Genomic DNA, 26,594 nt, shown 5'->3' with positions numbered 1-26,594 from the left:
ATCAACCCGCCCAGGCTCTACACTGCGCGGTATTGAAACGAGGTAAAACAAGTCATGCGTGTACTGGGTATTGAAACATCCTGCGATGAAACCGGCATCGCCATTTACGACGACGAAAAAGGGCTTCTGGCCAACCAGCTGTATAGTCAGGTGAAATTGCACGCTGACTACGGCGGCGTCGTACCTGAACTGGCCTCTCGTGACCACGTGCGTAAAACGGTTCCCCTGATTCAGGCGGCGCTGAAAGAAGCGGGATTAACGGCAAAAGAGATTGATGCAGTGGCTTACACCGCAGGCCCTGGTCTGGTCGGCGCGCTGCTGGTTGGCGCAACGGTTGGCCGTTCACTGGCGTTTGCGTGGGATGTGCCGGCGATCCCGGTTCACCATATGGAAGGGCACCTTCTGGCGCCGATGCTGGAAGAGAATCCGCCTGAATTCCCGTTTGTGGCGCTGCTGGTCTCCGGCGGCCATACGCAGCTGATTAGCGTAACGGGCATTGGCAAGTACGAGCTGCTGGGCGAATCGATCGATGACGCCGCCGGTGAAGCGTTCGACAAAACCGCCAAGCTGCTGGGTCTGGATTATCCTGGCGGCCCGATGCTGTCAAAAATGGCGTCGCAGGGAACGGAAGGGCGCTTTGTCTTCCCGCGTCCGATGACCGACCGTCCGGGGCTGGATTTCAGCTTCTCCGGGTTGAAAACCTTCGCGGCGAATACGATTCGCAACAACGATGACAGCGAGCAGACCCGCGCCGATATCGCCCGCGCGTTCGAAGATGCTGTGGTGGACACGCTGATGATCAAGTGCAAGCGCGCGCTGGATCAGACCGGCTTTAAGCGTCTGGTGATGGCGGGTGGCGTCAGCGCTAACCGCACGCTGCGCGCGAAGCTCGCCGAGATGATGCAAAAGCGTCGCGGGGAAGTGTTCTATGCCCGTCCGGAATTCTGCACCGACAACGGCGCGATGATCGCTTACGCGGGAATGGTGCGCCTGAACGCGGGCGCAACGTCCGACCTCAGCGTGTCCGTGCGCCCGCGCTGGCCGCTGGCGGAACTGCCGGAGGCGTAATCCCTCACCCTAACCCTCTCCCCACAGGGAGAGGGGATCGTTTGACTACACCCGCAGCATCCCTTTCTCTTCCAGGAACGCAATTATCGTCGCTAACCCGTCACCCGCCTTCAGGTTGGTAAAGGTCCACGGACGCTCGCCGCGCATGCGGTTAGTGTCGCGCTCCATCACCTCCAGCGACGCGCCGACGTACGGCGCGAGGTCAGTTTTATTGATCACCAGAAAATCGGATTTGGTGATCCCCGGCCCGCCTTTACGCGGGATTTTTTCCCCTTCGGCCACGTCGATCACGTAAATGGTCAGATCCGCCAGCTCCGGGCTGAACGTCGCGCTCAGGTTGTCTCCGCCGCTTTCAACGAAGATCAGATCCAGATTGCCGAACTTCTCGCTTAACGCTTCCACCGCCGCCAGGTTCATCGAGGCATCTTCACGAATGGCGGTATGCGGGCAGCCTCCCGTCTCTACGCCCACGATGCGCTCCGGCTCCAGCGCGCCTGCCTCGGTCAGGATGCGCTGATCCTCTTTGGTGTAGATATCGTTGGTCACCACCGCAAGATGATACGTGTCGCGCATCGCCTTGCAGAGCGCTTCCAGCAGCGCGGTTTTGCCCGACCCTACCGGGCCGCCCACGCCCACGCGCAGGGGATGTTTGTAATCAGCCATGTTGACTCCTCAGGAACGGAATAGTCGTGAATATTGGGTTTCGTGGCGCGCGGAGGCGATGGCGGACAGCGGCGTTGCTGCCCCCAGCGCGTCGTCGCTACGCAAAAATGCCTGTTCAAGCCCGGCGGCGTAATGGTCGCCCAGTTCGATAATCAGCTGCTGCGCGGCCTGTTGCCCAAACGGCACCAGCTTGACGCCCGCCATGACCGCGCTCTCCATCCAGCTGTAGCCGAGGCTCAGCGCCAGCTCGCGCGCGCTAATGCCCCAGCGCACGCCGAGCCAGGCCATGCCGCAGAGCTGGCTTTGCATAAACAGCGGCAGCCATTCGGGCGGACAGTCAGGTTCCCAGCTCTTAATCAGCCGCGTAAACGCCGCCCCGCGGTTGCGCTCCTCTTCGCGCAGCTCGCGCGTTTCCCGGCAGGCGAGAAGGTATGCCGTCCAGCGTTTTGCATTTGTAAGAGAGCGTTGCTCACAGGCCTGATAAAGACGGATAAACAGCGGCAGATCGACGCAGAAAAAGCTCTGCTCCATCTGCTGGATTTGCCAGCGTTTGAACGCGTCGGCGTCGGTGACCCAGCCTGCCTCAACGGCCCACTCCAGCCCCTGCGACCAGGTAAACGACCCGACCGGCAGGCTGCTGCTGGAGAGCTGCATCAGGCGCAGCCTCTGGCGGGCGTGCTCCATCAGCTCATCAGCGCCAGCAGGGCAGAGACGATCAGCCCGCCGCCGAAGGTTTTACGCAGGCCGTCGTGACGGCGCAGCAGCAGCCCCGCGGCAAAGCTGGCGCACAGCACCGTGGCGCTGGCGAGCATAAAGCCGCTGGTGAAGAGCCAGAAGCTGTGGCCGGACATCTCCACGCCGTGCGCCCAGCCGTGGAACATCGCCAGGGCAGGCACCGCCAGCAGCAGGCGGTTTTCAGTTTTAAACATCATCACGCCGGATACCGCCAGCGAGGCGATAATCAGCATCTCCATGCCGCTGAAGCCGCCGAGCAGGCTGCCCGCAATGGCGCCGACAAGCATCATCCCGAGGGTGGCAAACGGCAGCAGGAGTTTGCGACCGCTCAGGGCCGAGAGCACGCCCGCGCCCGCCAGCATCAGCAGGTGATCGAGCCCTGTCAGCGGGTGGAGAAATCCGGCCTGGAAGCTGTCGGTACCGTGACCGGGATGCGCGAGGGCGGGAACGGAAAAAGCCAGCAGTAACAGCGGTAAATACTTGCGCATGATGGATCCTTAATGTGAATGAGCGTGAGAATGGCTGTGGCTGTGGGCATCGCTGGCGTACGCGCCCGCTTCCGGTTCAAACGGCAGGCTGGCGTAGGTCACGTCCAGCCCGAACTGGCGCAGCATGTCGTCGAGAACGTGGTCGTGGTGATAGCGCAGCTCGCCGGGCATGACCTGTAGCGGCACGTGGCGGTTGCCCAGGTGGTAGCAGGCGCGGGCGAGCAGGAACGGATCGGCGCAGCGCACCACGGAAACCGACTCCGGGGCGGCGATCACTTCGATGACCTCGCTGCCGTCGTCGGTCGTCAGCAGGTCGCCCCCACGCAGCAGCAGGCCGCGCGGCAGCATCAGCCCGGCTTCGCGGCCGTCGTTCAGCGCTACGCGGGCGCGGCTTTTCACCCGCACGTCAATCGGCAGCGTGACGCTGGCGGTAATCGGATGCGCATGGTCCAGGCGTTGGGTTAAATAGATCATCATCACTCCTCAAAACAGGAAATAGCGTTGCGCCATCGGCAGAACGTCAGCCGGTTCGCTGGTTATCAGTTCACCGTCGACGCGCACCTCGTAGGTTTGCGAGTCGACGGTGATATTCGGCTGCAGGCCGTTGTGGATCATGTCCGCTTTTTTCACCGTCCGGCAGCCTTTCACCACCGCGGTAGCGCTCTGCAGGTTGAGCTGCTGCGGGATGCCGTTCGCACTGGCGGCCTGCGAGATAAACGTCAGTCGGGTAGCGTGGCGCGCGGCGCCCAGCGCGCCAAACATCGGGCGGTAATGCACCGGCTGCGGCGTAGGGATCGAGGCGTTGATATCGCCCATTGGCGCGCAGGCGATCATCCCGCCCTTGACGATGGTGGCGGGTTTGACGCCGAAGAACGCCGGGGACCAGACCACCAGATCCGCCAGCTTGCCCGCCTCAATCGAACCGACTTCATGGGCGATGCCGTGGGTGAGCGCCGGGTTAATGGTGTATTTGGCGACGTAGCGCTTCACGCGGAAGTTGTCGTTCTCGCCGGTCTCTTCCGGCAGCGCGCCGCGCTGGACCTTCATGCGGTGCGCCACCTGCCAGGTGCGGATAATCACTTCCCCGACGCGGCCCATGGCCTGTGAATCTGACGACGTAAGCGAGAACGCGCCGATGTCGTGCAGCACGTCTTCCGCGGCGATGGTTTCACGACGAATGCGGGATTCGGCAAACGCCACGTCCTCGGCGATATCCGGATCGAGGTGATGGCAGACCATCAGCATGTCGAGATGCTCATCGATGGTGTTCACCGTATAGGGCAGCGTCGGGTTGGTGGAGGAGGGCAGAATATTCGGGTGCGCGCAGGCGGTGATAATATCCGGCGCGTGGCCGCCGCCCGCGCCTTCGGTGTGGAAGGTGTGGATGGTGCGCCCGGCAATGGCCGCCAGCGTGTCTTCGACAAACCCGGACTCGTTCAGCGTGTCGCTGTGCAGCGCCACCTGAATATCCATCTCGTCAGCCACCTCCAGCGAGCAATTGATGGCGGCGGGCGTCGCGCCCCAGTCTTCGTGGATCTTCAGCCCGATGGCGCCCGCGGCAATCTGCTCGCGCAGGGCGTCCGGGCTGGAGCCGTTACCTTTGCCGAGAAGACCAATATTCACCGGCAGCGTATCGGCAGCCTGCAGCATGCGGGCGATATACCACGGTCCCGGCGTGCAGGTGGTGGCGTTGGTGCCCGCCGCCGGTCCGGTGCCGCCGCCGATCATGGTGGTGACGCCGGAGACCAGCGCCTCTTCCGCCTGCTGCGGGCAGATCCAGTGGATGTGGGTGTCGATCCCGCCGGCGGTGACGATCTTCCCCTCGGCGGCAATCACTTCCGTTGCCGCGCCAATCGGGATCGTCACGCCGGGCTGAATGTCCGGGTTCCCGGCTTTGCCGACGGCGAAGATCCGTCCGTCCTTGACGCCGATATCGGCCTTCACGATCCCCCAGTGATCGACGATCAGCGCGTTGGTGAGAACCAGATCCACGCAGCCGTCTGCGGTCATCTGCCCCTGACCCATACCGTCGCGGATCACCTTTCCGCCGCCGAACTTGACCTCTTCGCCGTAGACCGTGAGATCGTCTTCCACTTCGATCCACAGCTCGCTGTCGGCCAGCCGCACTTTATCTCCGGTGGTGGGGCCGAACATATCGGCATACGCCCGGCGCGAAATCTCAGCCATGGTTCACCTCGCCCATCACCTCGCCGCGAAAGCCGAAAATGCGCTGCGCCCCCGTGACCTGAACCAGCGTCACTTCCCGCTTCTGGCCGGGCTCGAAGCGCACGGCGGTGCCCGCCGGGATGTTCAGTCGGAAGCCTTTGGTGGCTTCCCGATCGAACTTCAGCGCCGGGTTGACCTCGTAAAAGTGATAGTGCGATCCGACCTGGATCGGCCTGTCGCCGTGATTTTCGACAACCACGCGTTGGGTTTCACGCCCGACGTTGAGGGCAATCGTTCCGGGCTGGATCTGGTATTCACCTGGGATCATCACGCGCTCCTTAGACGATCGGGTTGTGGACGGTGACGAGCTTCGATCCGTCCGGGAAGGTGGCTTCGACCTGAATATCCGGGATCATCTCCGGGACGCCCTCCATTACCTGGTCGCGCCTCAGGACGTGGCGGCCCGCCTCCATCAGCGAGGCGACGGTTTCGCCATCGCGCGCGCCCTCCATAATGAAGGCGCTGATCAGCGCGACCGATTCCGGGTAATTGAGCTTTACCCCGCGCGCAAGGCGGCGTTCGGCAACCAGCGCGGCGGTGAACAGCAACAGCTTGTCTTTTTCTCTGGGGGTCAGTTCCATAACGTTTCTCTTATGTCTGCCAGATACGCGGCGAACAGGCATTTTTGGTGGTGAGAAGCGGGCGAAGCGACTGCCAGATGTCGCGCATCACCCGCTGGCAAATCAGGTTGTCGTCGGAGAGAAAACGCACCGACAGCAGATCGTCAGTGAGCGTTGCACCTGCGTAATTTTCCAGCGGTGCGAGCCGTTCGCGCACCGCGTCGAGATGTTCTTCTTTGGCCGGATAGAACAGCAGCGTGCCGAGCCACGGACGTCCGGCGACGGGCGTGAGATCGCCGTCGCTAAGATGCTGACGCTCAATCAGGCGCGGTTCGTCTTCAACCCAGATTTCAAGGCGGCTTTCCAGCGTGCCGTGGCTAAAGATCTCACCGATCACCGGACGCCCCAGGCAGTACAGCTCCCACGCCAGCAGCGTGCTGGAGGCCTTCAGATGGAAGACGGAGCGCAGCGCGGCATTCGCGCCGGGGAAGATAATGGTGTCCTGCGGCAGCCACTCCAGCGTGGAATCTTCATCGAGGTAAAAATGCTGATTCAGACGGGCCTGCGGGCCGCTGCTGCGATAGAACTTGCTGGCCCCGGGCATGGTGATGAGCGCGTGGCTTTTGGCGTCCAGCCGAACGGAAATGTCCAGCGTATCGCCGCCCACAATCCCGCCTGGCGGGTGCAGCAGGTAAAGGTGGCAGGTTTCGCCTTCTGGGTAAAACGGACGTTGAACGGTGAGCGGCCCGACGTGGTGGGCGGAGTACAGGAGGGTTTTCTCAGGGGTGTGACAAAACTGCAGGGCAAGCGACGCCTGCCAGCCTTTATACGTATTATCAGTGACCTGAGCTGCTAACATGCTGCATCCATTTCCACACCATCGGGATACGTTTCAGTATGCCCTGGCGGAAATGAAGCCTGTCATATGAGTCGCTTATGGATGGCCAGGCAGGAGAAATACAAAAGCACGGCCGGGGCCGTGCTCTGTATAAGCAATGACGAGACTATTTCAGGTGCTCATGCAACGCTGCACCTGCCTGCTCAAGCGCAACTTTCACCGTTGGCTCCTGGCTCAGCGGGTTAAGCAGGCCGTAGTCGTGGATCATGCCGTTATAGCGCGTGACGGTCACCGGGACGCCAGCCGCATCCAGTTTACGCCCGAATGCTTCACCTTCATCCCGCAGAACGTCCAGCTCCGCTGTCTGGATCAGCGTCTCGGGGAAGCCTTTCAACTGCGCGGTGCTGGCGCGAAGCGGAGAGGCAAGGATATTGTTGCGATCGGCAGCGCTGGTGGTGTAGTTATCCCAGAACCATTTCATCATGTTTTTCGACAGGAAATAGCCATTTTCGAACTGGCTATACGAGGCAGTATCAAAATTCGCATCGGTAACTGGCCAGAGCATGACGTTGTAGCGAATCTTTGGCCCATTGAACTGTTTGGCCTGCAGCGCCACCGAAGCCACCATATTGCCGCCCACGCTGTTACCCACCAGACCCAGACGGCTACCGTCCACGCCAATTTCCTGACCGTGCCCGGCGACCCATTTTGTCGCTTCATAGGCCTGATTAATTGCTACCGGGAAATGGGCCTCAGGTGACGGGGTGTAATCGACGTAAACCGCAGCGGCACCCGAAGCGCGAACGAGGTCGCGGATTAAACGTTCGTGGGTAGCGAAGTCACCCAGCACCCAACCGCCGCCGTGAAAGAACATAAAGGCGGGGAGCGTGCCGCTGGCGTTTTCAGGTTTCACTATTTTCAGTTTGATCGCCTGGCCATTTACCTGGATCGTTTTTTCAGAAACCTGAGCGGGCGGCAATTTTGCGCCTTGCTGCGCGCCAATCAGTACCTGGCGGGCCTCCTGCGGGGTCATCTGTTCCATTGGCTTACCCTTGCCGGAATTCAAAACATTAAGAAATGCCTGTACGCCTGCGGTCGGGGTTGGGGTATTGGGGGTTTGAGCGGATGCCGCGGCTGACGCGAAGACGGAAGAAACCAGGATGGAGGTTAGTGTTTTCATGGTAGTGCCTCTTTAAGCGTATTTGATTGGATGAGATAACTAAATAGTGCGCTACTTAGTTGTTGGTGTAATACTTGCGCGCAAGATACTTTTAGTCAAACATTATTTATAATTTTTTTAGGCAACCGATTTGGAGTTGATAGAAAAATGAAAGAAAACAAAACGCTAGACGATTTACTTTGCTTCTCGCTGTACTCGGTCACCAACGCGTTTGTTCGCCAGTATCGCCCCTTACTGCAAGAGATGGATCTGACCTATCCGCAATTCGTTGTTTTGATGGCGCTTTATGAGAAAGACAACATCCCACTTCGCGATCTCAGCGATAAGACGTTTTTTGATTCGGGCACATTGACCCCGCTTGTACAAAAGCTTGAGGCAAAAGGATTCCTCAACCGTATCGCGGTTGTGGGTGATGAAAGGATGAAAAATGTTGTACTGACCGACAAGGCCAAAGACCTGAAGAAACGGGTGATGGCATTGCCGGATCAGATTCGCTGCAGCATGCGGATGAATGACGATGAGCTTGAGACGCTAAAAAAACTCTCCCGAACGCTGCTCGACGATTTGTAATAACCCTTCGGTGGGTTGAACCCACCGAAGTAATGTGTCGTTACCGGTAGTCCTCTGCATCCACATCATACCCCGACGGCTCCCAGCGGATTGCCAGCAGCGACGCCAGGCCGATAAACGGCGCCAGCGCAATCACCCAGAACACGGCGGTATCCAGCGAGGCGACCAGCAGCGGGAACAGAAACAGCGACAGCGTCGAGCTGCTGCGCATCAGCGTCTGGTTGAGGCCCACGCCCACGCCGCGCAGCGAGGTTGGGTAGCTCAGCGAGGCAAACGTCATGGTATGCGCGCCCGGGCCGAAGCCCTGACCGAACAGGAATAGCGCCAGCATCGCCACGGCGAGCACCCCTTCAGAGGCACCGTCTGGTCTGCCAATCAGCGCCAGGCCAAGCAATGCGACAAGCTGGCAGGCATAACCCGCCAGCGACATCCGCCAGGCGCCGAAGCGCGGCACGTAGCGTACCGCCAGCAGTCCGCCGACGAAGGCAAACAGCAGGTTAAGCGCCAGAGAAATGAGAATGGTGGTGAGCATCGACTGGACAAAGAAGCTGGAGATGATCACCGGCAGGCCAAACGCCACGGCGTTATAGGCAAACGACGAGACGACGGAAAGCAGCGTGGCGAGCGTCGTGCGGCGTAAGTAGACGCCGCGGAACAGGTTCAGATAGTTTGACCATTTCGCTTTATTCACGACGGGTGCGGGCTGGCCGAGCGCGTCCTGCGGCACGTGGGCATTGATGTTATACGACTGGCGTAAAATCGACGCCGCCTCTTTCAGGTTGCCCTGATTAGCCGCCCAGACCGGAGATTCGCTCATATAGCGGCTGCGGATGGCGATAATCACCAGCGCGGGCACCGCGCCAAAGCCGAGAATCAAACGCCACAGCCAGTCGCTGTGGCTCTCCGGCAGCACGGCGTAGAAGAAAAGCACCAGCAGGTAGGAGATGCTGATGGCGGCATACCAGGTGGGGCACCACATCGCGACGCTGGAAGCCTTATTTCCGGGCCCTTTTAGCCTGGCGAACTCGCTTAAAAACGCCATCGCCACGGGAAGGTCGATCCCAACCCCCAGCCCCATCACAAAGCGGGCGCCCGCGAGCACATATTCGTTCGGGGCCAGCGCACAGGCGATCGCTGCCACCACGAAGAACACCATATCAGCCATAAAAACGCGGTAGCGCCCGATTTTATCCGTGAGATAGCCGCCAAGCAGCGCCCCGACAATGGCACCAAAGGTAATCGCCGAGGCCACCATACCGGTACCAGCGGGCGTCAGGCTAAATTCGCGGGTGATGTCTTTAATGCCGAACGCCAGCGCGCCCAGATCGTAGGCATCGAGGAAAATGCCGCCCAAAGCGATACCGACCACGATACGGGCGTTTGTCCGGCCCTGAGAACCGTCATTAACGAGGCGTGATACATCCGAAGCGCTGCGCACCCACTGGATGTCGCCATCAGGGGGAATACCTGCCGTTGAAAGGGGAGTTGATTCTGTGATTTCAGCCATTTTCTTCTTATGTGGTTGTGTTGTGTCCCTAACAGTTACCACAGGCAGAAGGTGACCAAAATCACATTTGGCTATAAGGCATAACTAACCCTTTGGAGCGTCTTTTTTCTTTCTCTTGAGCTTCGTCCAGATTTTGGTCTCCTGACGACGCCACAGGCGCTGAATATTGTCGTGATGGCGCAGCAGGATAAGACAGGAGAGCATCGACACCGGGAAGGTGAACTGGGGTTTGAACCACCAGACATAGAACGGGGCGATCAGCGCGCTGACGATTGCGCCCAGCGACGAATAGCCGCTCAGAAGAATGGTGAGCAGCCAGGTCCCGGCCATTACGCCGGTGAGATCCCAGCCGATAGGTGCAATGGCACCAAAGGCGGTCGCAACGCCTTTACCGCCTTTAAAGCCGAAGAATACGGGCCAGATGTGGCCAACGCAGGCCGCAATCGCAATGAGCCCGAGCCAGAAAGGCGTAACGCCCAGCGCATAGGCGCCCCAGACGGGCAGCATCCCTTTCAGAACATCAAAAATCAAAACCGCTACGGCTGCTCCCTTGCCGCCAATTCGTAGTACGTTGGTCGCCCCCGGATTCCCGGAACCATTTTCACGCGGGTCAGGTAACCCTGCAATGCGGCAGACCAGAATGGCGCTGGAGATTGAGCCGCAAAGATAGGCGAGGAGGATCATTCCAGGCGCGATTGCACTCATAACGCTGTTCCGTTTTGAAAATGTATCTGTATTCTCAGCATCTGTGGATAATACGCATAATTCGCCGGAAGTGGTATCCGGTTTAGCCAAAAAGCAGGCAGGTCGTGATGGATATTGTATTTATAGAGCAACTTTCGGTAATCACCACAATTGGTGTTTACGACTGGGAACAGACCATCGAGCAGAAACTGGTGTTCGATATCGAAATGGGGTGGGATAACCGCAAATCGGCAAAAAGCGATGACGTGAACGACTGTCTGAGCTATGCCGATATCAGTGAAACGGTCATCGCCCACGTTGAAGGGCAGCGTTTTGCGCTTGTCGAACGGGTGGCGGAAGAAGTCGCAGAATTATTGCTGAAAAAATTTAAGTCACCGTGGGTGCGCATCAAGCTGAGCAAGCCGGGCGCGGTGGCGCGCGCCGCCAATGTTGGCGTCATTATTGAGCGTGGCACAAATCTGAAAGGCAAGATTTAACGTCATAATTGCTAAACCATTTTAGGTTATACCGGTCTCAAGACTGTATCTTATCGGTTGTCCGTATGGGGCACCGTTTTTTTATATCTTTTTAGGGGTTTATAGATGAGCGATATGCACTCGCTGCTGGTGGCGGCAATACTGGGTGTGGTCGAAGGATTGACGGAGTTTTTGCCGGTCTCCAGTACGGGCCATATGATTATCGTTGGCCATCTGCTGGGCTTTGAAGGCGATACCGCAAAAACGTTTGAAGTGGTGATCCAGCTGGGGTCCATTCTGGCGGTGGTCGTGATGTTCTGGCGTCGCCTGTTTGGCCTGATCGGCATCCATTTTGGTCGTCCGCCTCAGCACGAGGGGGCCGGTAAAGGTCGTCTGTCACTGATCCATATTCTGCTCGGGATGATCCCTGCGGTGGTGCTGGGCCTGGTGTTCCACGACGTCATCAAATCTCTGTTTAACCCGATTAACGTAATGTACGCGCTGGTGGTGGGGGGCTTACTGCTGATCGCCGCGGAAGTGCTGAAGCCAAAAACGCCGCGCGCGGAAGGCCTGGACGACATGACGTATCGTCAGGCGTTTATCATTGGTTGCTTCCAGTGTCTGGCGCTGTGGCCGGGCTTCTCGCGTTCAGGCGCTACCATCTCCGGCGGGATGCTGATGGGCGTAAGCCGTTACGCCGCGTCAGAGTTCTCGTTCCTGCTGGCGGTGCCGATGATGATGGGCGCCACCGCGCTTGACCTCTATAAAAGCATTGGTTTCCTTACCACGGGCGACATTCCGATGTTCGCCGTTGGCTTCATCACCGCCTTTATCGTGGCGCTGATTGCCATTAAAACCTTCCTGCAACTGATTAAGCGTATCTCGTTTATTCCGTTCGCGATCTATCGCTTTATCGTGGCGGCTGCGGTGTACGTGGTCTTCTTCTGACCGATGGCCCTCAGTCTTTCGGCTGAGGGCAATGCTTTTCCTTCCAGTCCGACACCGCCTGAATTCGCCGTTTCGTGAGCTCTTCGCGAATTTCCGGTCCTTTGAATCCTGCTTCGACAACGTCCTTCGTGGGCACCGCTTTCGCAACGTCCCAGGCTTTGCGCAGTAAACGTCCCTGCGGGTAATCGCACGCTTCAAAACCGGTACGACCGCGCACGTCAGCTTCGCTGGTGAGCGCGATTTGCTCTACGCGCTGGGGTTTGCGCCAGGCGTCGATATTATCGAAAAGCTTAACGATGGTAGCCGGCTTCAGGATCGGGAAGGTGTGGATCAGATCGTGGAACTCGGCCACCAGTTTCGCCAGATCGCGGATCTCGTTCGGCACGCGCAGACGCTGGCACAGCCCCTCGACCAGCTTCACCCCTGCCGGGCCGTGCCCGTGGTGGCGAGGCCAGAATTCTTTTGGCGTTAGGCCTTTGCCGAGATCGTGGCACAGGGTGGAAAAGCGCACGTCCACGTCAGGGCTGAGCATGGCGGCCATGCTCAGAGTCATCAACGTGTGCACGCCGGTATCAATTTCCGGGTGCCATTTTGCCGGAGCAGGCACGCCGAACAGCGCGTCTATTTCCGGGAACAGCACCTTCAGCGCGCCGCAGTCGCGCAGGACCTGGAAAAAGACCTGCGGGTTGCGCGTGGTGAGGGCATTTTCCGTCTCTTTCCAGACGCGCTCTGGCGTCAGATGTTCAAGCTCGCCCGCCTCGGTCATGGCGGTCATCAGCGCCATTGTCTCATCGGCAATACGGAAACTGAGATGGGCGTAACGCGCGGCAAAGCGCGCCACGCGGAGCACGCGGAGCGGATCTTCTGAAAACGCCGGGGAGACGTGACGCAAAAGGCGGTTGCGCAGATCGTCCTGACCGCCATAGGCGTCAACAATCTGCCCATCCTCGCCCTGCGCCAGCGCGTTGATGGTGAGATCGCGGCGCAGGAGATCTTGCTCCAGCGTGACGTCCGGCGCGGCATAGCAGGTGAAGCCCGTATAGCCCGAGCCCGATTTCCGCTCGGTACGCGCCAGGGCATACTCTTCACGGCTTTTCGGGTGCAGGAACACGGGAAAATCGCGGCCTACCTGCTGGTAGCCCGCGTCGAGCATCTCTTCAGGGGTGGCGCCAACCACCACCCAGTCTTTATCTTTGACCGGCAGACCTAACAACGCATCACGTACCGCACCACCGACAAGATAACTCTTCACGCCCAACTCTCCCGTTTTCTCTTTTCCAGAATGATACGTAAGTCTGGCAGAGAAGACGAATTAGTTCATCCAGCGGTCTTTACGCTTGCGGCTTGGGATCAGATGCGGCAACACCAGACCCAGTACCAGACCCACGCCCAGCACGCCGCCGCCATACATGAACCACTGCATGATGATGGTGCGCTGTTTGTCGTCGAGCTGCAGATTGGCGGCATTCACCTTCTTCTGCGCGACAATCAGCTCGTTTTTCAGTTTCTGGTTCTCTTCTTTCAGACCGTTAATCACACCGTCGCTTTGCGCCACTTTCTGCTGCATTTCAGCGGTGCGCTGGTTCCAGGTGCCGTCGATGTTGTTCAGCTTATCGGTCAGGGTCTTCACCTGGTTTTCCAGATCGGGAACGCGCGTGCGCAGGCTTGGCACGGTGCTCAGCTCTTTCAGCGGGATCCAGGACGTACGGCCGGTACTGTCGCGAACCTGGCCATAGTTGGTGTCCGCGTTGGTCTGTAACAGGGTGACTTCCTCGCCGGCATTCACCGTGCCCACGAGGCGATAATTATCTCCGGGGCCACTGCGTACCCAGGTGTTCAGTTCGTCAGAAACGTAACGCTTCTCTTCAGCGTGCACTGCGGTTGCGGCGCTAAAAGCGAGTAAAGTAAGTCCAATCAGGCGTAATTTAAGCATCATTAGTCGTTATTTTCATAAATAGTGGAACGATAGTAGTGGCAACAGTGTCTCTACGCAAAGCATTCGTCAGCAATCAGAATCATCTGTGTCACGACTCTATACATTTACGCCCGACAAATTGCTCATTGCATGGCAATTTGGCGCAAAATACTATGTACTGACAAACAAATGGCGAGGAAGTTCGCCCTCATTGACGCGTCTGTGACGCCCGCAAAAGTACAAGGCTATGGCACAAGAAATCGAATTAAAGTTTATCGTCGAAAAAGACAGCGTTGACGCACTCCGCCAGCATCTGCATACGCTTTCCGGCGAACACCATGCACCGGTACAACTGCTTAATATCTATTATGAAACGCCAGACAGCTGGCTGCGCCGCCATGATATGGGGCTGCGCATCCGCGGCGCTAGCGGGCGCTACGAGATGACGATGAAAATTGCCGGCCGCGTGGTCGGCGGTTTGCATCAGCGCCCGGAATACAATATCGACATCAGCAAGCCGGAACTTGAGCTGGAACGTTTCCCGGCGGAAGTCTGGCCGGATGGCGAGCTGCCTTCCACGCTGGCGGAACAGGTGCAGCCGCTGTTCAGCACCGATTTCTGGCGCGAGAAATGGCTGGTGACGGAAGGCAAAAGCCGCATCGAAATCGCCCTCGATCTGGGGGACGTGAAGGCGGGTGAGTTCCAGGAGCCGATTTGCGAACTCGAGCTTGAGCTGCTGGAAGGGGACGCAAATGACGTGCTGAAGCTGGCGCGCAGGCTGGTGAACCAGTCCGGACTGCGTCAGGGAAGCCTGAGTAAAGCCGCGCGGGGTTACCATCTGGCCGCCGGAAATGCGCCGCGCGTGCTGAGAGAGACGACCATTTTGCACGTTGCGCCGAAAGCCAGCGTTGAACAGGGTCTGGAAGCCGCGCTGGAGCTGGCGCTTTCTCAGTGGCAATACCATGAAGAGCTGTGGGTGCGAAATGTGAAAAACGCGAAATCCCACGTGCTGGCGGCGATTGCCCTGGTGCGCCATACCCTGACGCTGTTCGGCGGTATTGTTCCTCGCAAAGCGAGCGCTCACTTACGTGACCTGCTGACGCAAACCGAAACGCTGATGCTCTCCGACGTATCGGCGCAAACGGCAATCTACAGCCCGCAAGCCGCGACGGCAAAACTGGCGCTGACCGAGTTTCTGGTGACGCGCGGCTGGCGCGCCTTCCTGGATGCGAAAGCCGAGACCAAAATCGCGGAAAACTTTAAGCGTTTCGCGGATATTCATCTTTCCCGTCATGCCGCCGAGCTGAAGAGCACCTTTGCGTATCCGCTCGGCGATCGGTATGGCGATCAGCTTCCTCGTCTGTCGCGCAACATCGACAGCATGCTGCTGCTTTCCGGCGCTTATGACGGCGTTAAAACCCAGGCCTGGCTGGAAAACTGGCAGGGGCTGAAGCATGCCATTGAGACCCGCCAGCATATTGAGATTGAGCATTTCCGTAACGAGGCCATTTCGCAGGAGCCGTTCTGGCTGCACAGCGGAAAACGTTAACTCTGGCAAGGAACCCCTATAATGCCGCTTTCTTCACCGTTACAGCAGCAGTGGCAGACCGTTTGCGAACGTTTGCCTGAGTCATTACCGGCGTCATCGTTAAGCGAGCAGGCGAAGAGCGTGCTCGCCTTCAGTGATTTTGTGCAGGAAAGTATCGCCGCCAACCCGGACTGGCTGGCGGAGCTTGAGAACGCACCGCCGCAGGCGGACGAGTGGCGGCAGTATGCCGGCTGGCTGCAAACCGCGCTCGAAGACGTTGCGGATGAAGCGACGCTGATGCGCGTCCTGCGCCAGTTCCGCCGTCGGGTGATGGTGCGCATTGCCTGGGCTCAGGCGCTGGAGCTGGTGAGCGAAGAGAGCACGCTGCAGCAGCTAAGCGAGCTGGCGCAAACGCTGATTGTCGCCGCGCGCGACTGGCTCTACGCCGCCTGCTGTAAAGAGTGGGGCACGCCGTGCAGCGAGGAAGGGGTTCCTCAGCCGCTGCTGATTCTGGGGATGGGCAAGCTGGGCGGCTGCGAGCTGAACTTCTCCTCCGACATCGACCTGATTTTTGCCTGGCCCGAGAACGGCTCCACGCGCGGCGGCCGTCGCGAGCTCGACAACGCCCAGTTCTTTACCCGCCTCGGCCAGCGTCTGATTAAGGCGCTGGATCAGCCGACGCAGGACGGTTTTGTTTACCGCGTGGATATGCGCCTGCGCCCGTTTGGCGACAGCGGACCGCTGGTGCTGAGCTTTGCCGCGCTGGAGGATTACTACCAGGAGCAGGGGCGCGACTGGGAGCGCTATGCGATGGTTAAAGCGCGGATCATGGGCGACAGCGACGACGCTTACGCCAACGAGCTGCGCGCCATGCTGCGCCCGTTCGTATTCCGTCGCTATATCGACTTCAGCGTGATCCAGTCCCTGCGTAACATGAAAGGGATGATCGCCCGTGAGGTGCGCCGGCGCGGGCTGAAGGACAACATCAAGCTCGGCGCGGGCGGCATCCGCGAAATTGAATTTATCGTCCAGGTCTTCCAGCTTATTCGCGGCGGCCGTGAGCCGTCCCTGCAGTCCCGCTCGCTGCTGCCGACGCTGAGCGCCATCGAGCAGCTGCACCTGCTGCCGGACGGCGACGCGCAAACCCTGCGCGAGGCCTATCTTTTCCTGCGCCGTCTGGAAAACCTGCTGCAAAGCATCAATGACGAACAGACCCAGACCCTGCCGGGCGATGACCTTAACCGGGCGCGCCTGGCCTGGGGCATGCGCGTGGACGACTGGGCCGCGTTAACCGAACGATTGGATGCCCATATGGCAGGCGTGCGCCGCATCTTTAACGAGCTGATCGGTGATGACGAAAGTGAATCACCGGATGATGCCCTTTCCGAGCACTGGCGCGAGCTGTGGCAGGACGCGCTCCAGGAAGATGACACCACGCCGGTGCTGACGCACTTAACCGACGACGCGCGCCATCGCGTGGTGGCGCTGATCGCTGATTTCCGTCTTGAGCTGAACAAACGCGCCATCGGCCCGCGCGGCCGTCAGGTGCTGGATCATCTGATGCCGCACCTGCTGAGCGAGGTCTGCTCGCGGGCGGACGCGCCGGTGCCGCTGTCGCGCATGATGCCGCTGCTGAGCGGGATTATCACGCGTACCACCTATCTGGAGCTCCTGAGCGAGTTTCCGGGGGCGCTGAAACACCTGATTACGCTCTGCGCCGCGTCGCCGATGGTGGCCAACAAGCTGGCGCGTTACCCGCTGCTGCTGGATGAGCTGCTCGATCCGAACACGCTGTATCAGCCAACGGCGACGGATGCCTACCGGGACGAGCTGCGTCAGTATCTGCTGCGCGTGCCGGAAGAGGACGAAGAGCAACAGCTGGAGGCGCTGCGCCAGTTTAAGCAGGCGCAGATGCTGCGCGTGGCGGCGGCGGACATTGCCGGAACGCTGCCGGTGATGAAAGTGAGCGATCACTTAACCTGGCTCGCGGAGGCGATCATCGACGCGGTAGTGCAACAGGCGTGGGTGCAGATGGTGGCCCGCTACGGCCAGCCGAAACACCTGGCCGAACGTGAGGGACGAGGGTTTGCCGTGGTGGGTTACGGCAAGCTTGGCGGCTGGGAGCTGGGCTATAGCTCCGATCTGGATTTAATCTTCCTGCACGACTGCCCGGTTGACGTAATGACCGACGGCGAGCGTGAAATTGACGGGCGCCAGTTCTACCTGCGCCTGGCGCAGCGCATCATGCACCTGTTCAGCACCCGCACCTCGTCGGGCATTTTGTATGAAGTCGATGCCCGTCTGCGTCCGTCCGGCGCGGCGGGCATGCTGGTGACCTCAACGGAATCCTTCGCCGATTACCAGAAGAATGAAGCCTGGACGTGGGAGCATCAGGCGCTGGTGCGCGCTCGCGTGGTGTATGGCGATCCGCAGCTCAAAACGCAGTTTGACGTCATCCGTAAGGACGTTATGACGACGGTGCGAGAGGGCGCCACATTACAAACAGAAGTGCGGGAAATGCGTGAGAAAATGCGCGCGCATCTCGGCAATAAACACCGCGATCGCTTTGATATAAAAGCCGACGAGGGCGGGATTACCGATATTGAGTTCATTACCCAGTATCTGGTGCTGCTGCACGCCCACGACAAGCCGAAGCTGACGCGCTGGTCCGATAACGTGCGCATTCTGGAGCTGCTGGCGCAAAATGACATCATGGACGAGCAGGAGGCGCAGGCTTTAACCCGCGCCTACACGACGCTTCGCGATGAGCTTCATCACCTGGCGCTGCAGGAGCAGCCGGGGCACGTGGCGCTGGACTGTTTTGCTCATGAACGTGCTCAGGTAACGGCCAGCTGGCAGAAGTGGCTGGTGGAACCGTGCGTAACAAATCAAGTGTGATATTATCGCGCGCAAATTGTGAATCTTTCTGGAGTCAGGAATGAAAGTAACACTGCCAGAGTTTGAACGTGCTGGGGTAATGGTTGTTGGAGATGTGATGCTGGATCGCTACTGGTATGGGCCTACCAGCCGCATCTCTCCGGAAGCACCGGTACCGGTGGTTAAGGTCGACACCATTGAAGAGCGTCCCGGCGGCGCGGCAAACGTGGCGATGAACATTGCCTCTCTGGGCGCGCAGTCGCGTCTGGTGGGCCTGACCGGCATCGACGATGCGGCGCGTGCGCTGAGCAAGTCGCTGGCGGACGTGAACGTGAAGTGCGACTTCGTCTCTGTTCCGACCCACCCGACCATCACCAAGCTGCGCGTGCTGTCGCGCAACCAGCAGCTGATCCGCCTCGACTTTGAAGAAGGATTCGAAGGCGTTGATCCCGAGCCGCTGCACGAGCGTATCAACCAGGCGCTGGGCAATATCGGCGCGCTGGTGCTGTCCGACTACGCCAAAGGCGCGCTGGCGAGCGTGCAAACGATGATTCAGCTGGCGCGTAAAGCCAGCGTGCCGGTGCTGATCGACCCGAAAGGGACCGACTTTGAGCGCTATCGCGGCGCGACGCTGCTGACGCCAAACCTCTCCGAGTTTGAAGCGGTGGCGGGCAAGTGCAAAACCGAGGAAGAGCTGGTTGAGCGCGGCATGAAGATCATTGCCGATTTCGAGCTGTCCGCGCTGCTGGTCACCCGCTCCGAGCAGGGGATGACGCTGCTGCAGCCGGGCAAAGCGCCGCTGCATATGCCAACCCAGGCGCAGGAAGTGTACGACGTGACCGGTGCCGGTGATACGGTGATCGGCGTGCTGGCGGCGACGCTGGCAGCAGGAAACTCGCTGGAAGAGGCGTGCTACTTCGCTAACGCCGCGGCGGGCGTGGTCGTCGGTAAACTCGGTACCTCAACCGTTTCGCCAATCGAGCTGGAAAACGCGGTGCGCGGTCGTGCGGATACCGGTTTTGGCGTCATGACCGAAGACGAGCTGAAGGTGGCCGTCGCCGCCGCGCGCAAGCGTGGTGAAAAAGTGGTGATGACTAACGGCGTGTTCGACATTCTGCACGCGGGCCACGTTTCGTATCTGGCGAACGCGCGCAAGCTGGGCGATCGCCTGATTGTGGCGGTTAACAGCGATGCATCGACGAAGCGCCTGAAGGGGGAAACGCGTCCGGTGAACCCGCTCGAGCAGCGCATGATTGTACTCGGCGCGCTGGAAGCCGTGGACTGGGTGGTGTCGTTTGAAGAAGATACCCCGCAGCGCCTGATTGCCGGTATTCTGCCGGATCTGTTGGTCAAGGGCGGGGATTACAAGCCGGAGCAAATCGCGGGTAGCGAAGAGGTCTGGGCGAACGGCGGCGAGGTGATGGTGCTCAACTTTGAGGACGGGTGCTCAACCACCAACATCATCAAGAAGATCCAGAAGGACAGTCAGTAAAAAAACGGGCCAGCTGGCCCGTTTTTCATGCCGGGTGGCGGCTGCGCCTTACCCGACCTACGCGTAGTATATGTAGGCCCGGTAAGCGAAGCGCCACCGGGCGATACAACCAGCACTTACTCCTGGTCATCCACCGGTGGAATAGCCGGTGCCGGCTTCACTTCTTCCGGCGTATTACGGTTTTCCAGCTCGGTCAGACGCTGTTCCAGCAGCGCCAGCTTCTCTCGGGTGCGCAGCAGAACCTGGGTCTGCACGTCAAACTCTTCGCGGCTGACTAAATCAAGGCGAACCAACTGCGCCTGCAGCGTCTGGCGGATTTTCTTTTCTACGTCATCACCAAATTCACGAATGCCTTTTGGCATAGATTCATGAACCTGACGCGCGATCTGCTCAATTTTTTTCGGGTCAATCATTGGCGTTTCCCTTGATGGAAAAGTGTTAGTGTCCATTGTAGCGCGTCATGCCCGGGGTAAACAAAATTGTTTGATGCTTATGCATTGCCCAGGATAATCAATAGCGTTATAGTTATCTCGCTTATTCTCAGGGCGGGGCGAAATTCCCCACCGGCGGTAAATCAGCGTGACGCTGAAAGCCCGCGAGCGCTTTGGGTGAAAACTCAAAGGTCAGCAGATCCGGTGTAATTCCGGGGCCGACGGTTAGAGTCCGGATGGGAGAGAGTAACGATCAAGTCGGGCATGGGCCCGCTCACGTTATCTTTTTGCCGCTTATACGGCGCTCCTAAGACTGCCCTGATTCTGGTAACCATAATGTTAATGAGGTTTTTTTACCATGAATCAGACGCTACTTTCCTCTTTTGGCACTTCAACTCAACGTGTTGAACATGCACTGGATGCACTGCGCGAAGGCCGCGGTGTGATGGTGCTTGACGATGAAAACCGTGAAAACGAAGGCGACATGATTTTCGCCGCCGAAAACATGACCGTTGAACAGATGGCGCTGACCATCCGTCACGGCAGCGGCATCGTATGCCTGTGTATTAATGAAGATCGTCGTAAGCAACTCGATCTGCCGATGATGGTCGAAAACAACACCAGCGCCTTTGGTACCGGTTTTACCGTGACCATTGAAGCGGCGCATGGTGTGACCACCGGTGTGTCTGCGGCTGACCGTCTGACCACCGTACGTGCAGCGATTGCTGATGGTGCCAAACCATCCGATCTGCACCGTCCTGGCCACGTCTTCCCACTGCGTGCGCAGGCGGGCGGCGTGTTGACCCGCGGTGGTCACACCGAAGCGACGATCGACCTGGTGACGCTGGCTGGCTTCAAACCTGCTGGCGTGCTGTGCGAACTGACCAACGATGACGGCACCATGGCGCGCGCGCCGGAGTGCATCACCTTTGCCCGCCTGCACAACATGCCGGTGGTCACGATTGAAGATCTGGTTGAGTATCGCCAGGCGCACGAGCGCAAAGCCAGCTGAAAATAAAAACGCCGGGAAGTCCCGGCGTTTTTTTACCCGATTCCTGCGCTCTGCAGCAGAACCAGACTTAATCCCATCACCGACATTCCGCACAGCACGCCATAGCTGGGGTTGTTGTTTGGATCGATCTCCTTCGCCAGCGGCATCAGTTCATCCACCGAAAGCGCAACCATGATCCCGGCTACCGCTGCCATGATCGCCGCCATTACTACCGGAGAGACCAGGCTACCAAGGATCAGCCAGGCCAGCACGCCACCGAGGATTTCGGCCATCCCGGAAATGCCCGCCCAGAACACCGCTGTGCGTTTCGATCCCGTTGCGGCATACACGGGTCCGGCGACGGCCAGTCCTTCAGGAATATTGTGTAAGGCGACCGCCAGCGCGATGCCAAAGCCCATCTCCAGATTACTGCTGGCCGTCACGTAGGTAGCGACCCCTTCCGGGAAGTTGTGCAGGCTGATGCCAAGCGTTAACAGCACGGCGGTACGCTTGATATTGCGCGGTATAGGCGTCACGTTTTTCTGCATTAAATCCTGCGGATGCGCGTGCGGCAGTATCCGATCGAGGGCAAAGTATCCCAGCAGGCCAAAGATAAACATGCCGTAGCCAAGCAGCGGAGACATGCCTTCTGTGCCCAGCGCGGCAGGCAGCATCTCCATCAGGGAGATGAGCAGCATGATCCCGGCAGCAAAGCCCAGTGAGAAGGCCAGTACGCGGTTAGAGGGCTTTTGGCCGAGCACGCCGAGGAGCGCACCGATGAAGGTCGCGGCGCCCGCCAGTATGGTCAGGATCAAGGGGACTGACATGCATTGCTCCTTTTGATAATGATTATCATTAATATAAATGATTCATTTCTGGCAAAGCGAGGGTTAAAACCCGGCTTTACACATTCCTTACATTCAAATTTCCTGATGATGATCTTCACGCTTATCTGCGTTCATCTTTGCCGCATTGCGCGTAATGTAGCACCATTAAATTGACACCTTCTGTAAGGATATCACCATGACTTCTTCCCGTATGCCAGCCCTGTTTTTAGGCCACGGTAGCCCTATGAACGTTCTGGAAGACAACGTCTATACCCGCGCCTGGCGTCTTTTGGGTGAGACGCTGCCACGGCCGAAAGCGATCGTGGTGGTGTCTGCGCACTGGTTTACCCGTGGGACAGGCGTGACCGCCATGGAAGCGCCAAAAACCATTCATGATTTTGGCGGCTTCCCGCAGGCGCTGTACGACACGCATTATCCGGCCCCCGGCTCGCCTGAGCTGGCGCAAAAGCTGGTAGAGTTGCTGGCACCTGTCCCTGTGACGCTGGATAAAGAAGCCTGGGGCTTTGACCATGGCTCCTGGGGCGTGCTGATTAAAATGTATCCTGACGCGGATATCCCGATGGTGCAGTTGAGCATCGACAGTACTAAACCGGCGGCCTGGCATCTGGAGATGGGGCGTAAGCTGGCAACCCTGCGTGATGAAGGCATCATGCTGGTGGCGAGCGGCAACGTGGTGCATAACCTGCGTACCGCACGCTGGCACGGTGAGAACACGCCGTACCCGTGGGCAACCTCTTTTAACGACTACGTCAAAGCGAACCTGACCTGGCAAGGCCCGGCTGAGGAGCACCCGCTGGTGAACTATCTGGATCACGAAGGCGGTTCGCTCTCTAACCCGACGCCGGAACACTTCCTGCCGCTGCTGTACGTTCTTGGCGCGTGGGATGGTCAGGAGCCGGTGACGATCCCGGTCGACGGTATCGAGATGGGCAGTCTGAGTATGCTGTCGGTGCAGGTGGGATAATAAAAGCAAAACGGCAACCTCAGGTTGCCGTTTAGTGTTTGCCCCCTCTCCCTGTGGGAGAGGGGCGGGGTGAGGGCATCAGGCCGCGGCCTATTCGACAAAAATGTGCGGATAAAAGCGTGACAGATCCTGCGTGATCAGCGCGCGATCTTCGCGAATACCAATCCCGGCCGGCAGATCGTTAATGAGCCAGCTGCCAATCAGGGTATAGCTGTCGCCAAATTTCGGCAGTTGCCAGAACTCCTGGACGATCATCCCTTCTTCGCCGTATGGCCCTTCAACCGCTTCCAGCGTCTTGCCGTTTTCGATAATCGAGACGTTTGCGCCTTCGCGGGAGAAGATCGGCTTAACGACGTATTTCTCCATTTGCGGGTAATCATCTTCCGCAAAATAGGCTGGCAGCAGGTTCGGGTGGTTGGGGAACATCTCCCAGAGCATCGGCAGCAGGGCTTTGTTAGAGATGATGCTCTTCCAGGCCGGCTCCAGCCAGCGCACGCCAGCATCTTCCAGCTTGGTGGAAAACATCTCGCGCAGCATGTATTCCCACGGGTATAGCTTGAACAGGTTGCTGATCACCTGGTCCTGCATATCCGTAAACTGACCCTTTTCACCCAGGCCGATATCCTCGATATAGAGGAACTCGGTCGCCACTTCCGCTTCGGCGGCGCAGTCCTGCAGATACTGAACCGTGCCACGGTCTTCTTCCGTGTCGCGGCAGCAGGCGAGATGGAGCAGGTTAAAGCCATGCTGTTCGCGCAGCTCGGCAAAACGCTCAATCAGCTTTTCCTGCAGGCTGTTAAACTGGTCGCTGCCTTCCGGCAGGTTTCCGGCATTGGCCTGGTCTTCCAGCCAGATCCACTGGAAGAACGCCGCTTCATACAGAGAGGTTGGCGTATCGGCGTTGTTTTCCAGCAGCTTAGGCTCGCCTTTGCCGTCCCACGCCAGATCCAGGCGAGAGTAAAGCGAAGGTTGATTCGTTTTCCACGACTGGCGCACAAAGCCCCAGGTGTGCTTCGGAATGCGGAACTTTGCCATCAGCTCGTCGCTGTCGATGACCTTTTCCACGACCTTCAGGCACATCTGGTGCAGCTCGGCCGTCACCTCTTCCAGTTTTTCCACCTGGGCCAGCGTGAGCTTGTAATAGGCGTCTTCACACCAGTACGGCTCGCCGTACATGGTGTGGAAGTTAAAACCGTACTCAGTGGCTTTTTCGCGCCAGTCCGGGCGCTCGGTGATACTGACTCGTTCCATGATTAGCCGCCCATTGAGCGAGTAGAGGAGGTGCCTGTCGCACTGCGCTGCATACTGGTCTGCTTCGCCACAGATTCACCAAACCCGCCGCGGGTGATGGTGCTGGTGGTCGCAGGCTTGGGCGCCATCGCCGTTTTCGGTACGGTCACGGTGCGGCCGGGGGTCGCTGCGCCGTAGCCTTTGCCGCTGGCATCGGTATATTGACCGTAAGCCGGGCTGGCCGGGTTTTTCGAGCTAAACAGCGGCTGCTGCTGATAGCCCGCACCGCCGCCCATCAGGCGACCCATCATGTAGCCTGCCATCAGCGGCATCCAGAAGCTGCCGCTGGACTGCGCCTGAGCCTGATTTTCAGGTGCGGTGCCGGCCTGAGCCGGTGCCTGCTGGCACTGACCTTCACCAAACTCCGCCACGCAGTCTTCGCGTGAGGCATATTTCGGCGCGGTACGTTCCGCTTCTTTCAGCGCGCTGGTGTAGGCCGTTTTACATTCGGCCGCTTTACCAGTGGCGGCAGAGCAGTCGTCCGCGTTTTGATACAGCGAAACCGTTTCGTCATTTTTCTCACAGCCTGCCAGCATAAAGACAGCCGTGACCGCCAGCGCAACAGGGGTGAGGTGACGCGCGTTCCAGCTCTTACGGAACGAAGCGTGATTTATAGATTTTGTCCGTTTCATCTTTGTCTTCCAGGACCCAGTGGTAATAACGCTCAGGATAGAGGATGAGTGGTTGAAAATGAAGCGAAGAGGGGCGTAATCAGGGGGATCTTTACGTTGGCTTACGTTCGGATGTGATTCAGATGCGCCCTCTCCCTGTGGGAGAGGGCGAGGGCATCAGGCCGCAGTGGACCTGATGACACTCTTAATTACGGAACGGATTATTGCCTTTGCTGGCGGATGTAGTGGTACGCGCAGCGGCCGGCTGTGCCGCAGGGGTGTTGCTGTTAGCGTTGAAGTTATCAACCGCGGCAACCTGCTCCGGGTTCTCCGGTGCAACGCTGTCCGGAGAGGTGGAGACCGGTTTGCCCAGCGCGCTGTTCAGCATCTGCAGATCTTGCTCGTTCAGCGTACCCAAAGCCTGTTTGATGTTCAGCTGGTTAATCAGGTACTGGTAACGCGCGCTTGAGAGCTGCTGTTTCGCGTTGTACAGCGTGGTGGTCGCGTCGAGCACGTCCACGATAGTACGTGTACCGACCGAGTAGCCCGCTTCCATCGCATCCAGAGAGCTCTGTGCAGACACAACGGCCTGTTTATAGGCGTTGATGCTGCTGATCGAGGCGTTCACGTTGTTAAAGGAGGAACGTACGGTCTGCACCACGTTGCGGTGGGCGCTTTCCAGCTGCTCGCTCGCGCCAACAAAGTTGTACTGCGCCTGTTTCACCTGAGAGTTGACCTGGCCGCCCTGGTACAGCGGCAGGGAGAAGCTCAGACCTACTTTGTTCTGACCCATATTGCTGTCGTCATACTGGGACGTATTGGTTTTAGAGCCGCTGTAGGTCGTATCAGAGACACCGGTAGACGCGCTCAGGCTCAGGGTTGGCAGATGGCCGTCCTGCGCCTGACGAATTTGCTCGCGGGCCAGGTCCTGGCTCAGACGCGCCTGCAGCAAACTCAGGTTGCGGTTTTCCGCCTCTTTCAGCAGGGCGTTAACGGCCTGCGGTTTATCCGTTTTGAAGCTGTCCACGTTCAGCGACGCCAGCTCAGGATAGTAATTCCCGGTGACCTGACGCAGGGATTCCAGCGCGTTGTCGAGGTTGTTACGCGCGGTCACTTCGTTAGCCAGCACGGTATCGTACTGTGAACGGGCGTTCTGCACGTCGGTGATCGCCACCAGGCCCACGTTGAAACGCTGGGTGGTTTGATCTAACTGGCGGTAAATCGCCTGTTTCTGCGCTTCGGTGTAGGAGAGTGCGTCAATCGCGCTCAGCACGTTGAAGTACGCTGTGGCAGTGTTCAGGATCAGCGTCTGCTGGTCGGTTTGATAGGTCACATCCTGAATACCAGCACTCTTTTCCTGTAGGGTCAGGGCACGCCATTTGGACATATCAAACAGCGTCTGTGTCAATTGCAGTGAGGCGCTGGTAGCATTGGAGTTTACGCCGTTAGCGTCGCGGAAACCGTTGCTGTAGGTATAATCTGCACCTAAACCTAACTGTGGCAGCAAGGGGCTACGCGCTTCGTTAATCTTTTCAAACGCAGCATCACGATCGGCCGCTGATTTACGTAAATCAGGGTTGCCCAGACGTGCCTGCTGGTAGACCTGTAACAGGTTTTCCGCCTGGCTCATTGCACTGAAGCCCGTCAGGCTCAGGCCGATAAGGATGGGGAGCAATTTCTTCATTTGCATTCCTTGTTGTGAAG

General features: G+C 58.7%; 27 protein-coding genes and 1 riboswitch. Of the genes, 9 read left to right on the top strand and 18 right to left on the bottom strand.

The window, feature by feature from the left end; translation table 11 throughout:
* Positions 1 to 54 precede the first annotated feature (54 nt).
* Positions 55 to 1,068 (top strand): tRNA (adenosine(37)-N6)-threonylcarbamoyltransferase complex transferase subunit TsaD, encoded by a 1,014-nt coding sequence (tsaD, locus tag WM95_RS22035; RefSeq protein ID WP_032650276.1) that lies wholly within the window; start codon positions 55 to 57, stop codon positions 1,066 to 1,068.
* 45 nt (positions 1,069 to 1,113) lie between these two features.
* On the opposite strand, the gene ureG is transcribed toward tsaD, so the two are convergent.
* From ureG to WM95_RS21990, 9 genes are all read right to left on the bottom strand, one after another.
* Positions 1,114 to 1,731, bottom strand: coding sequence for an urease accessory protein UreG (ureG, locus tag WM95_RS22030; protein ID WP_014071813.1), 618 nt, complete (start codon positions 1,729 to 1,731; stop codon positions 1,114 to 1,116).
* Positions 1,732 to 1,740: 9 nt separating this feature from the next.
* Positions 1,741 to 2,415: an urease accessory protein UreF gene (locus WM95_RS22025; protein ID WP_063409301.1), complete on the bottom strand. Its 675-nt coding sequence runs from the start codon at positions 2,413 to 2,415 to the stop codon at positions 1,741 to 1,743.
* Positions 2,415 to 2,954, bottom strand: coding sequence for a HupE/UreJ family protein (locus WM95_RS22020; RefSeq protein WP_032659887.1), 540 nt, complete (start codon positions 2,952 to 2,954; stop codon positions 2,415 to 2,417). The genes WM95_RS22025 and WM95_RS22020 overlap by 1 nt, the downstream gene beginning before the upstream one ends.
* A gap of 9 nt (positions 2,955 to 2,963) precedes the next feature.
* Entirely contained in the window at positions 2,964 to 3,428 is a 465-nt protein-coding gene (gene ureE / locus WM95_RS22015; protein WP_023309224.1) for an urease accessory protein UreE, read from the bottom strand.
* A 9-nt stretch (positions 3,429 to 3,437) separates the two neighbouring features.
* The gene (ureC, locus tag WM95_RS22010) at positions 3,438 to 5,141 is read right to left on the bottom strand and encodes an urease subunit alpha (protein WP_063409300.1); all 1,704 of its coding nucleotides are present in this window, start codon (positions 5,139 to 5,141) and stop codon (positions 3,438 to 3,440) included.
* Positions 5,134 to 5,448 carry an urease subunit beta gene (locus WM95_RS22005; protein WP_023309222.1) on the bottom strand — a complete coding sequence of 105 codons (315 nt, stop codon included), beginning with the start codon at positions 5,446 to 5,448 and terminating at the stop codon, positions 5,134 to 5,136. Before WM95_RS22005 ends, ureC begins: the two co-directional genes overlap by 8 nt.
* Before the next feature lie 10 nt (positions 5,449 to 5,458).
* Positions 5,459 to 5,761 (bottom strand): urease subunit gamma, encoded by a 303-nt coding sequence (locus tag WM95_RS22000; protein WP_006811999.1) that lies wholly within the window; start codon positions 5,759 to 5,761, stop codon positions 5,459 to 5,461.
* A 10-nt stretch (positions 5,762 to 5,771) separates the two neighbouring features.
* Positions 5,772 to 6,599: an urease accessory protein UreD gene (locus WM95_RS21995; protein WP_063409299.1), complete on the bottom strand. Its 828-nt coding sequence runs from the start codon at positions 6,597 to 6,599 to the stop codon at positions 5,772 to 5,774.
* A 145-nt stretch (positions 6,600 to 6,744) separates the two neighbouring features.
* A complete protein-coding gene (locus WM95_RS21990; RefSeq protein WP_063409298.1) occupies positions 6,745 to 7,758 on the bottom strand; it encodes an alpha/beta hydrolase in 1,014 nt (337 codons plus the stop codon).
* Between the two features lie 147 nt (positions 7,759 to 7,905).
* On the opposite strand from WM95_RS21990, the gene WM95_RS21985 reads away from it, so the two are divergent.
* Complete coding sequence (locus tag WM95_RS21985; protein ID WP_045356087.1) at positions 7,906 to 8,328, top strand: MarR family winged helix-turn-helix transcriptional regulator; 423 nt, start codon at positions 7,906 to 7,908, stop codon at positions 8,326 to 8,328.
* Between the two features lie 40 nt (positions 8,329 to 8,368).
* Here the strand turns inward: WM95_RS21985 and WM95_RS21980 are convergent, their stop codons facing one another.
* Positions 8,369 to 9,835 carry an MFS transporter gene (locus WM95_RS21980; RefSeq protein WP_063409061.1) on the bottom strand — a complete coding sequence of 489 codons (1,467 nt, stop codon included), beginning with the start codon at positions 9,833 to 9,835 and terminating at the stop codon, positions 8,369 to 8,371.
* Positions 9,836 to 9,919: 84 nt separating this feature from the next.
* Positions 9,920 to 10,540, bottom strand: coding sequence for a glycerol-3-phosphate 1-O-acyltransferase PlsY (gene plsY / locus WM95_RS21975; RefSeq protein ID WP_023309216.1), 621 nt, complete (start codon positions 10,538 to 10,540; stop codon positions 9,920 to 9,922).
* Positions 10,541 to 10,647: 107 nt separating this feature from the next.
* Here plsY and folB point away from each other — a divergent pair, with 107 nt between their 5' ends.
* Complete coding sequence (gene folB / locus WM95_RS21970; RefSeq protein ID WP_063409062.1) at positions 10,648 to 11,016, top strand: bifunctional dihydroneopterin aldolase/7,8-dihydroneopterin epimerase; 369 nt, start codon at positions 10,648 to 10,650, stop codon at positions 11,014 to 11,016.
* 105 nt (positions 11,017 to 11,121) lie between these two features.
* Entirely contained in the window at positions 11,122 to 11,943 is an 822-nt protein-coding gene (gene bacA, locus WM95_RS21965; RefSeq protein ID WP_063409063.1) for an undecaprenyl-diphosphate phosphatase, read from the top strand.
* 10 nt (positions 11,944 to 11,953) lie between these two features.
* On the opposite strand, the gene WM95_RS21960 is transcribed toward bacA, so the two are convergent.
* Together WM95_RS21960 and WM95_RS21955 are read right to left on the bottom strand one after the other, a co-directional pair.
* Positions 11,954 to 13,195 carry a multifunctional CCA addition/repair protein gene (locus WM95_RS21960; protein WP_063409076.1) on the bottom strand — a complete coding sequence of 414 codons (1,242 nt, stop codon included), beginning with the start codon at positions 13,193 to 13,195 and terminating at the stop codon, positions 11,954 to 11,956.
* Between the two features lie 60 nt (positions 13,196 to 13,255).
* A complete protein-coding gene (locus tag WM95_RS21955) occupies positions 13,256 to 13,876 on the bottom strand; it encodes a TIGR04211 family SH3 domain-containing protein (protein WP_024906484.1) in 621 nt (206 codons plus the stop codon).
* 229 nt (positions 13,877 to 14,105) lie between these two features.
* Here WM95_RS21955 and WM95_RS21945 point away from each other — a divergent pair, with 229 nt between their 5' ends.
* From WM95_RS21945 to hldE, 3 genes are read left to right on the top strand one after another with little or no spacing between them, the layout of a single operon-like run.
* Positions 14,106 to 15,407, top strand: a complete 1,302-nt coding sequence (locus tag WM95_RS21945; RefSeq protein ID WP_063409064.1) for a CYTH domain-containing protein — start codon at positions 14,106 to 14,108, stop codon at positions 15,405 to 15,407.
* Positions 15,408 to 15,428: 21 nt separating this feature from the next.
* Positions 15,429 to 18,284: a bifunctional [glutamate--ammonia ligase]-adenylyl-L-tyrosine phosphorylase/[glutamate--ammonia-ligase] adenylyltransferase gene (gene glnE, locus WM95_RS21940; RefSeq protein WP_063409065.1), complete on the top strand. Its 2,856-nt coding sequence runs from the start codon at positions 15,429 to 15,431 to the stop codon at positions 18,282 to 18,284.
* Positions 18,285 to 18,324: 40 nt separating this feature from the next.
* Positions 18,325 to 19,755 carry a bifunctional D-glycero-beta-D-manno-heptose-7-phosphate kinase/D-glycero-beta-D-manno-heptose 1-phosphate adenylyltransferase HldE gene (gene hldE / locus WM95_RS21935; RefSeq protein ID WP_045404039.1) on the top strand — a complete coding sequence of 477 codons (1,431 nt, stop codon included), beginning with the start codon at positions 18,325 to 18,327 and terminating at the stop codon, positions 19,753 to 19,755.
* 116 nt (positions 19,756 to 19,871) lie between these two features.
* Here hldE and ubiK read toward each other — a convergent pair whose 3' ends face one another.
* Positions 19,872 to 20,168, bottom strand: a complete 297-nt coding sequence (gene ubiK / locus WM95_RS21930; protein WP_020689465.1) for a ubiquinone biosynthesis accessory factor UbiK — start codon at positions 20,166 to 20,168, stop codon at positions 19,872 to 19,874.
* A gap of 119 nt (positions 20,169 to 20,287) precedes the next feature.
* Positions 20,288 to 20,438, top strand: a riboswitch (FMN riboswitch).
* A 106-nt stretch (positions 20,439 to 20,544) separates the two neighbouring features.
* Here ubiK and ribB point away from each other — a divergent pair.
* On the top strand, positions 20,545 to 21,198 hold the full coding sequence (gene ribB, locus WM95_RS21925) for a 3,4-dihydroxy-2-butanone-4-phosphate synthase (RefSeq protein WP_023309208.1): 654 nt from the start codon (positions 20,545 to 20,547) through the stop codon (positions 21,196 to 21,198).
* Between the two features lie 32 nt (positions 21,199 to 21,230).
* Here ribB and zupT read toward each other — a convergent pair whose 3' ends face one another.
* Entirely contained in the window at positions 21,231 to 22,004 is a 774-nt protein-coding gene (zupT, locus tag WM95_RS21920) for a zinc transporter ZupT (RefSeq protein ID WP_063409067.1), read from the bottom strand.
* Positions 22,005 to 22,200: 196 nt separating this feature from the next.
* Here zupT and ygiD point away from each other — a divergent pair, with 196 nt between their 5' ends.
* Positions 22,201 to 22,989, top strand: coding sequence for a 4,5-DOPA dioxygenase extradiol (gene ygiD / locus WM95_RS21915; RefSeq protein WP_063409068.1), 789 nt, complete (start codon positions 22,201 to 22,203; stop codon positions 22,987 to 22,989).
* A 90-nt stretch (positions 22,990 to 23,079) separates the two neighbouring features.
* On the opposite strand, the gene WM95_RS21910 is transcribed toward ygiD, so the two are convergent.
* The 3 genes from WM95_RS21910 to tolC all read right to left on the bottom strand — a co-directional run bounded on the left by WM95_RS21910 (position 23,080) and on the right by tolC (position 26,574).
* On the bottom strand, positions 23,080 to 24,240 hold the full coding sequence (locus tag WM95_RS21910; RefSeq protein ID WP_023309205.1) for a glutathionylspermidine synthase family protein: 1,161 nt from the start codon (positions 24,238 to 24,240) through the stop codon (positions 23,080 to 23,082).
* A gap of 2 nt (positions 24,241 to 24,242) precedes the next feature.
* Positions 24,243 to 24,911 carry a DUF1190 family protein gene (locus WM95_RS21905; protein ID WP_023309204.1) on the bottom strand — a complete coding sequence of 223 codons (669 nt, stop codon included), beginning with the start codon at positions 24,909 to 24,911 and terminating at the stop codon, positions 24,243 to 24,245.
* Between the two features lie 184 nt (positions 24,912 to 25,095).
* On the bottom strand, positions 25,096 to 26,574 hold the full coding sequence (gene tolC, locus WM95_RS21900; RefSeq protein ID WP_032659905.1) for an outer membrane channel protein TolC: 1,479 nt from the start codon (positions 26,572 to 26,574) through the stop codon (positions 25,096 to 25,098).
* Positions 26,575 to 26,594: the final 20 nt, after the last annotated feature.

Origin of the sequence: Enterobacter cloacae complex sp. ECNIH7, from assembly GCF_002208095.1 — a bacterium.
Classification (GTDB): Bacteria; Pseudomonadota; Gammaproteobacteria; order Enterobacterales; family Enterobacteriaceae; genus Enterobacter; species Enterobacter cloacae_M.
Note: the sequence above shows the minus strand (reverse complement) of the source record. Positions and strands in the feature narration are given on the sequence as shown.

Coding starts and splice junctions, on each gene's coding strand:
- bacA (WP_063409063.1), top strand. CDS start 11,122: ATGAGCGATATGCACTCGCTGCTGGTGGCGGCAATACTGGGTGTGGTC.
- WM95_RS21990 (WP_063409298.1), bottom strand. CDS start 7,758: ATGAAAACACTAACCTCCATCCTGGTTTCTTCCGTCTTCGCGTCAGCC.
- tolC (WP_032659905.1), bottom strand. CDS start 26,574: ATGAAGAAATTGCTCCCCATCCTTATCGGCCTGAGCCTGACGGGCTTC.
- zupT (WP_063409067.1), bottom strand. CDS start 22,004: ATGTCAGTCCCCTTGATCCTGACCATACTGGCGGGCGCCGCGACCTTC.
- ribB (WP_023309208.1), top strand. CDS start 20,545: ATGAATCAGACGCTACTTTCCTCTTTTGGCACTTCAACTCAACGTGTT.
- ygiD (WP_063409068.1), top strand. CDS start 22,201: ATGACTTCTTCCCGTATGCCAGCCCTGTTTTTAGGCCACGGTAGCCCT.
- WM95_RS22020 (WP_032659887.1), bottom strand. CDS start 2,954: ATGCGCAAGTATTTACCGCTGTTACTGCTGGCTTTTTCCGTTCCCGCC.
- WM95_RS22000 (WP_006811999.1), bottom strand. CDS start 5,761: ATGGAACTGACCCCCAGAGAAAAAGACAAGCTGTTGCTGTTCACCGCC.
- WM95_RS22005 (WP_023309222.1), bottom strand. CDS start 5,448: ATGATCCCAGGTGAATACCAGATCCAGCCCGGAACGATTGCCCTCAAC.
- WM95_RS21955 (WP_024906484.1), bottom strand. CDS start 13,876: ATGCTTAAATTACGCCTGATTGGACTTACTTTACTCGCTTTTAGCGCC.
- WM95_RS21910 (WP_023309205.1), bottom strand. CDS start 24,240: ATGGAACGAGTCAGTATCACCGAGCGCCCGGACTGGCGCGAAAAAGCC.
- tsaD (WP_032650276.1), top strand. CDS start 55: ATGCGTGTACTGGGTATTGAAACATCCTGCGATGAAACCGGCATCGCC.
- WM95_RS21985 (WP_045356087.1), top strand. CDS start 7,906: ATGAAAGAAAACAAAACGCTAGACGATTTACTTTGCTTCTCGCTGTAC.
- WM95_RS21905 (WP_023309204.1), bottom strand. CDS start 24,911: ATGAAACGGACAAAATCTATAAATCACGCTTCGTTCCGTAAGAGCTGG.
- plsY (WP_023309216.1), bottom strand. CDS start 10,540: ATGAGTGCAATCGCGCCTGGAATGATCCTCCTCGCCTATCTTTGCGGC.
- WM95_RS22025 (WP_063409301.1), bottom strand. CDS start 2,415: ATGGAGCACGCCCGCCAGAGGCTGCGCCTGATGCAGCTCTCCAGCAGC.
- WM95_RS21945 (WP_063409064.1), top strand. CDS start 14,106: ATGGCACAAGAAATCGAATTAAAGTTTATCGTCGAAAAAGACAGCGTT.
- ureC (WP_063409300.1), bottom strand. CDS start 5,141: ATGGCTGAGATTTCGCGCCGGGCGTATGCCGATATGTTCGGCCCCACC.
- ureE (WP_023309224.1), bottom strand. CDS start 3,428: ATGATCTATTTAACCCAACGCCTGGACCATGCGCATCCGATTACCGCC.
- glnE (WP_063409065.1), top strand. CDS start 15,429: ATGCCGCTTTCTTCACCGTTACAGCAGCAGTGGCAGACCGTTTGCGAA.
- hldE (WP_045404039.1), top strand. CDS start 18,325: ATGAAAGTAACACTGCCAGAGTTTGAACGTGCTGGGGTAATGGTTGTT.
- WM95_RS21980 (WP_063409061.1), bottom strand. CDS start 9,835: ATGGCTGAAATCACAGAATCAACTCCCCTTTCAACGGCAGGTATTCCC.
- WM95_RS21995 (WP_063409299.1), bottom strand. CDS start 6,599: ATGTTAGCAGCTCAGGTCACTGATAATACGTATAAAGGCTGGCAGGCG.
- ureG (WP_014071813.1), bottom strand. CDS start 1,731: ATGGCTGATTACAAACATCCCCTGCGCGTGGGCGTGGGCGGCCCGGTA.
- folB (WP_063409062.1), top strand. CDS start 10,648: ATGGATATTGTATTTATAGAGCAACTTTCGGTAATCACCACAATTGGT.
- ubiK (WP_020689465.1), bottom strand. CDS start 20,168: ATGATTGACCCGAAAAAAATTGAGCAGATCGCGCGTCAGGTTCATGAA.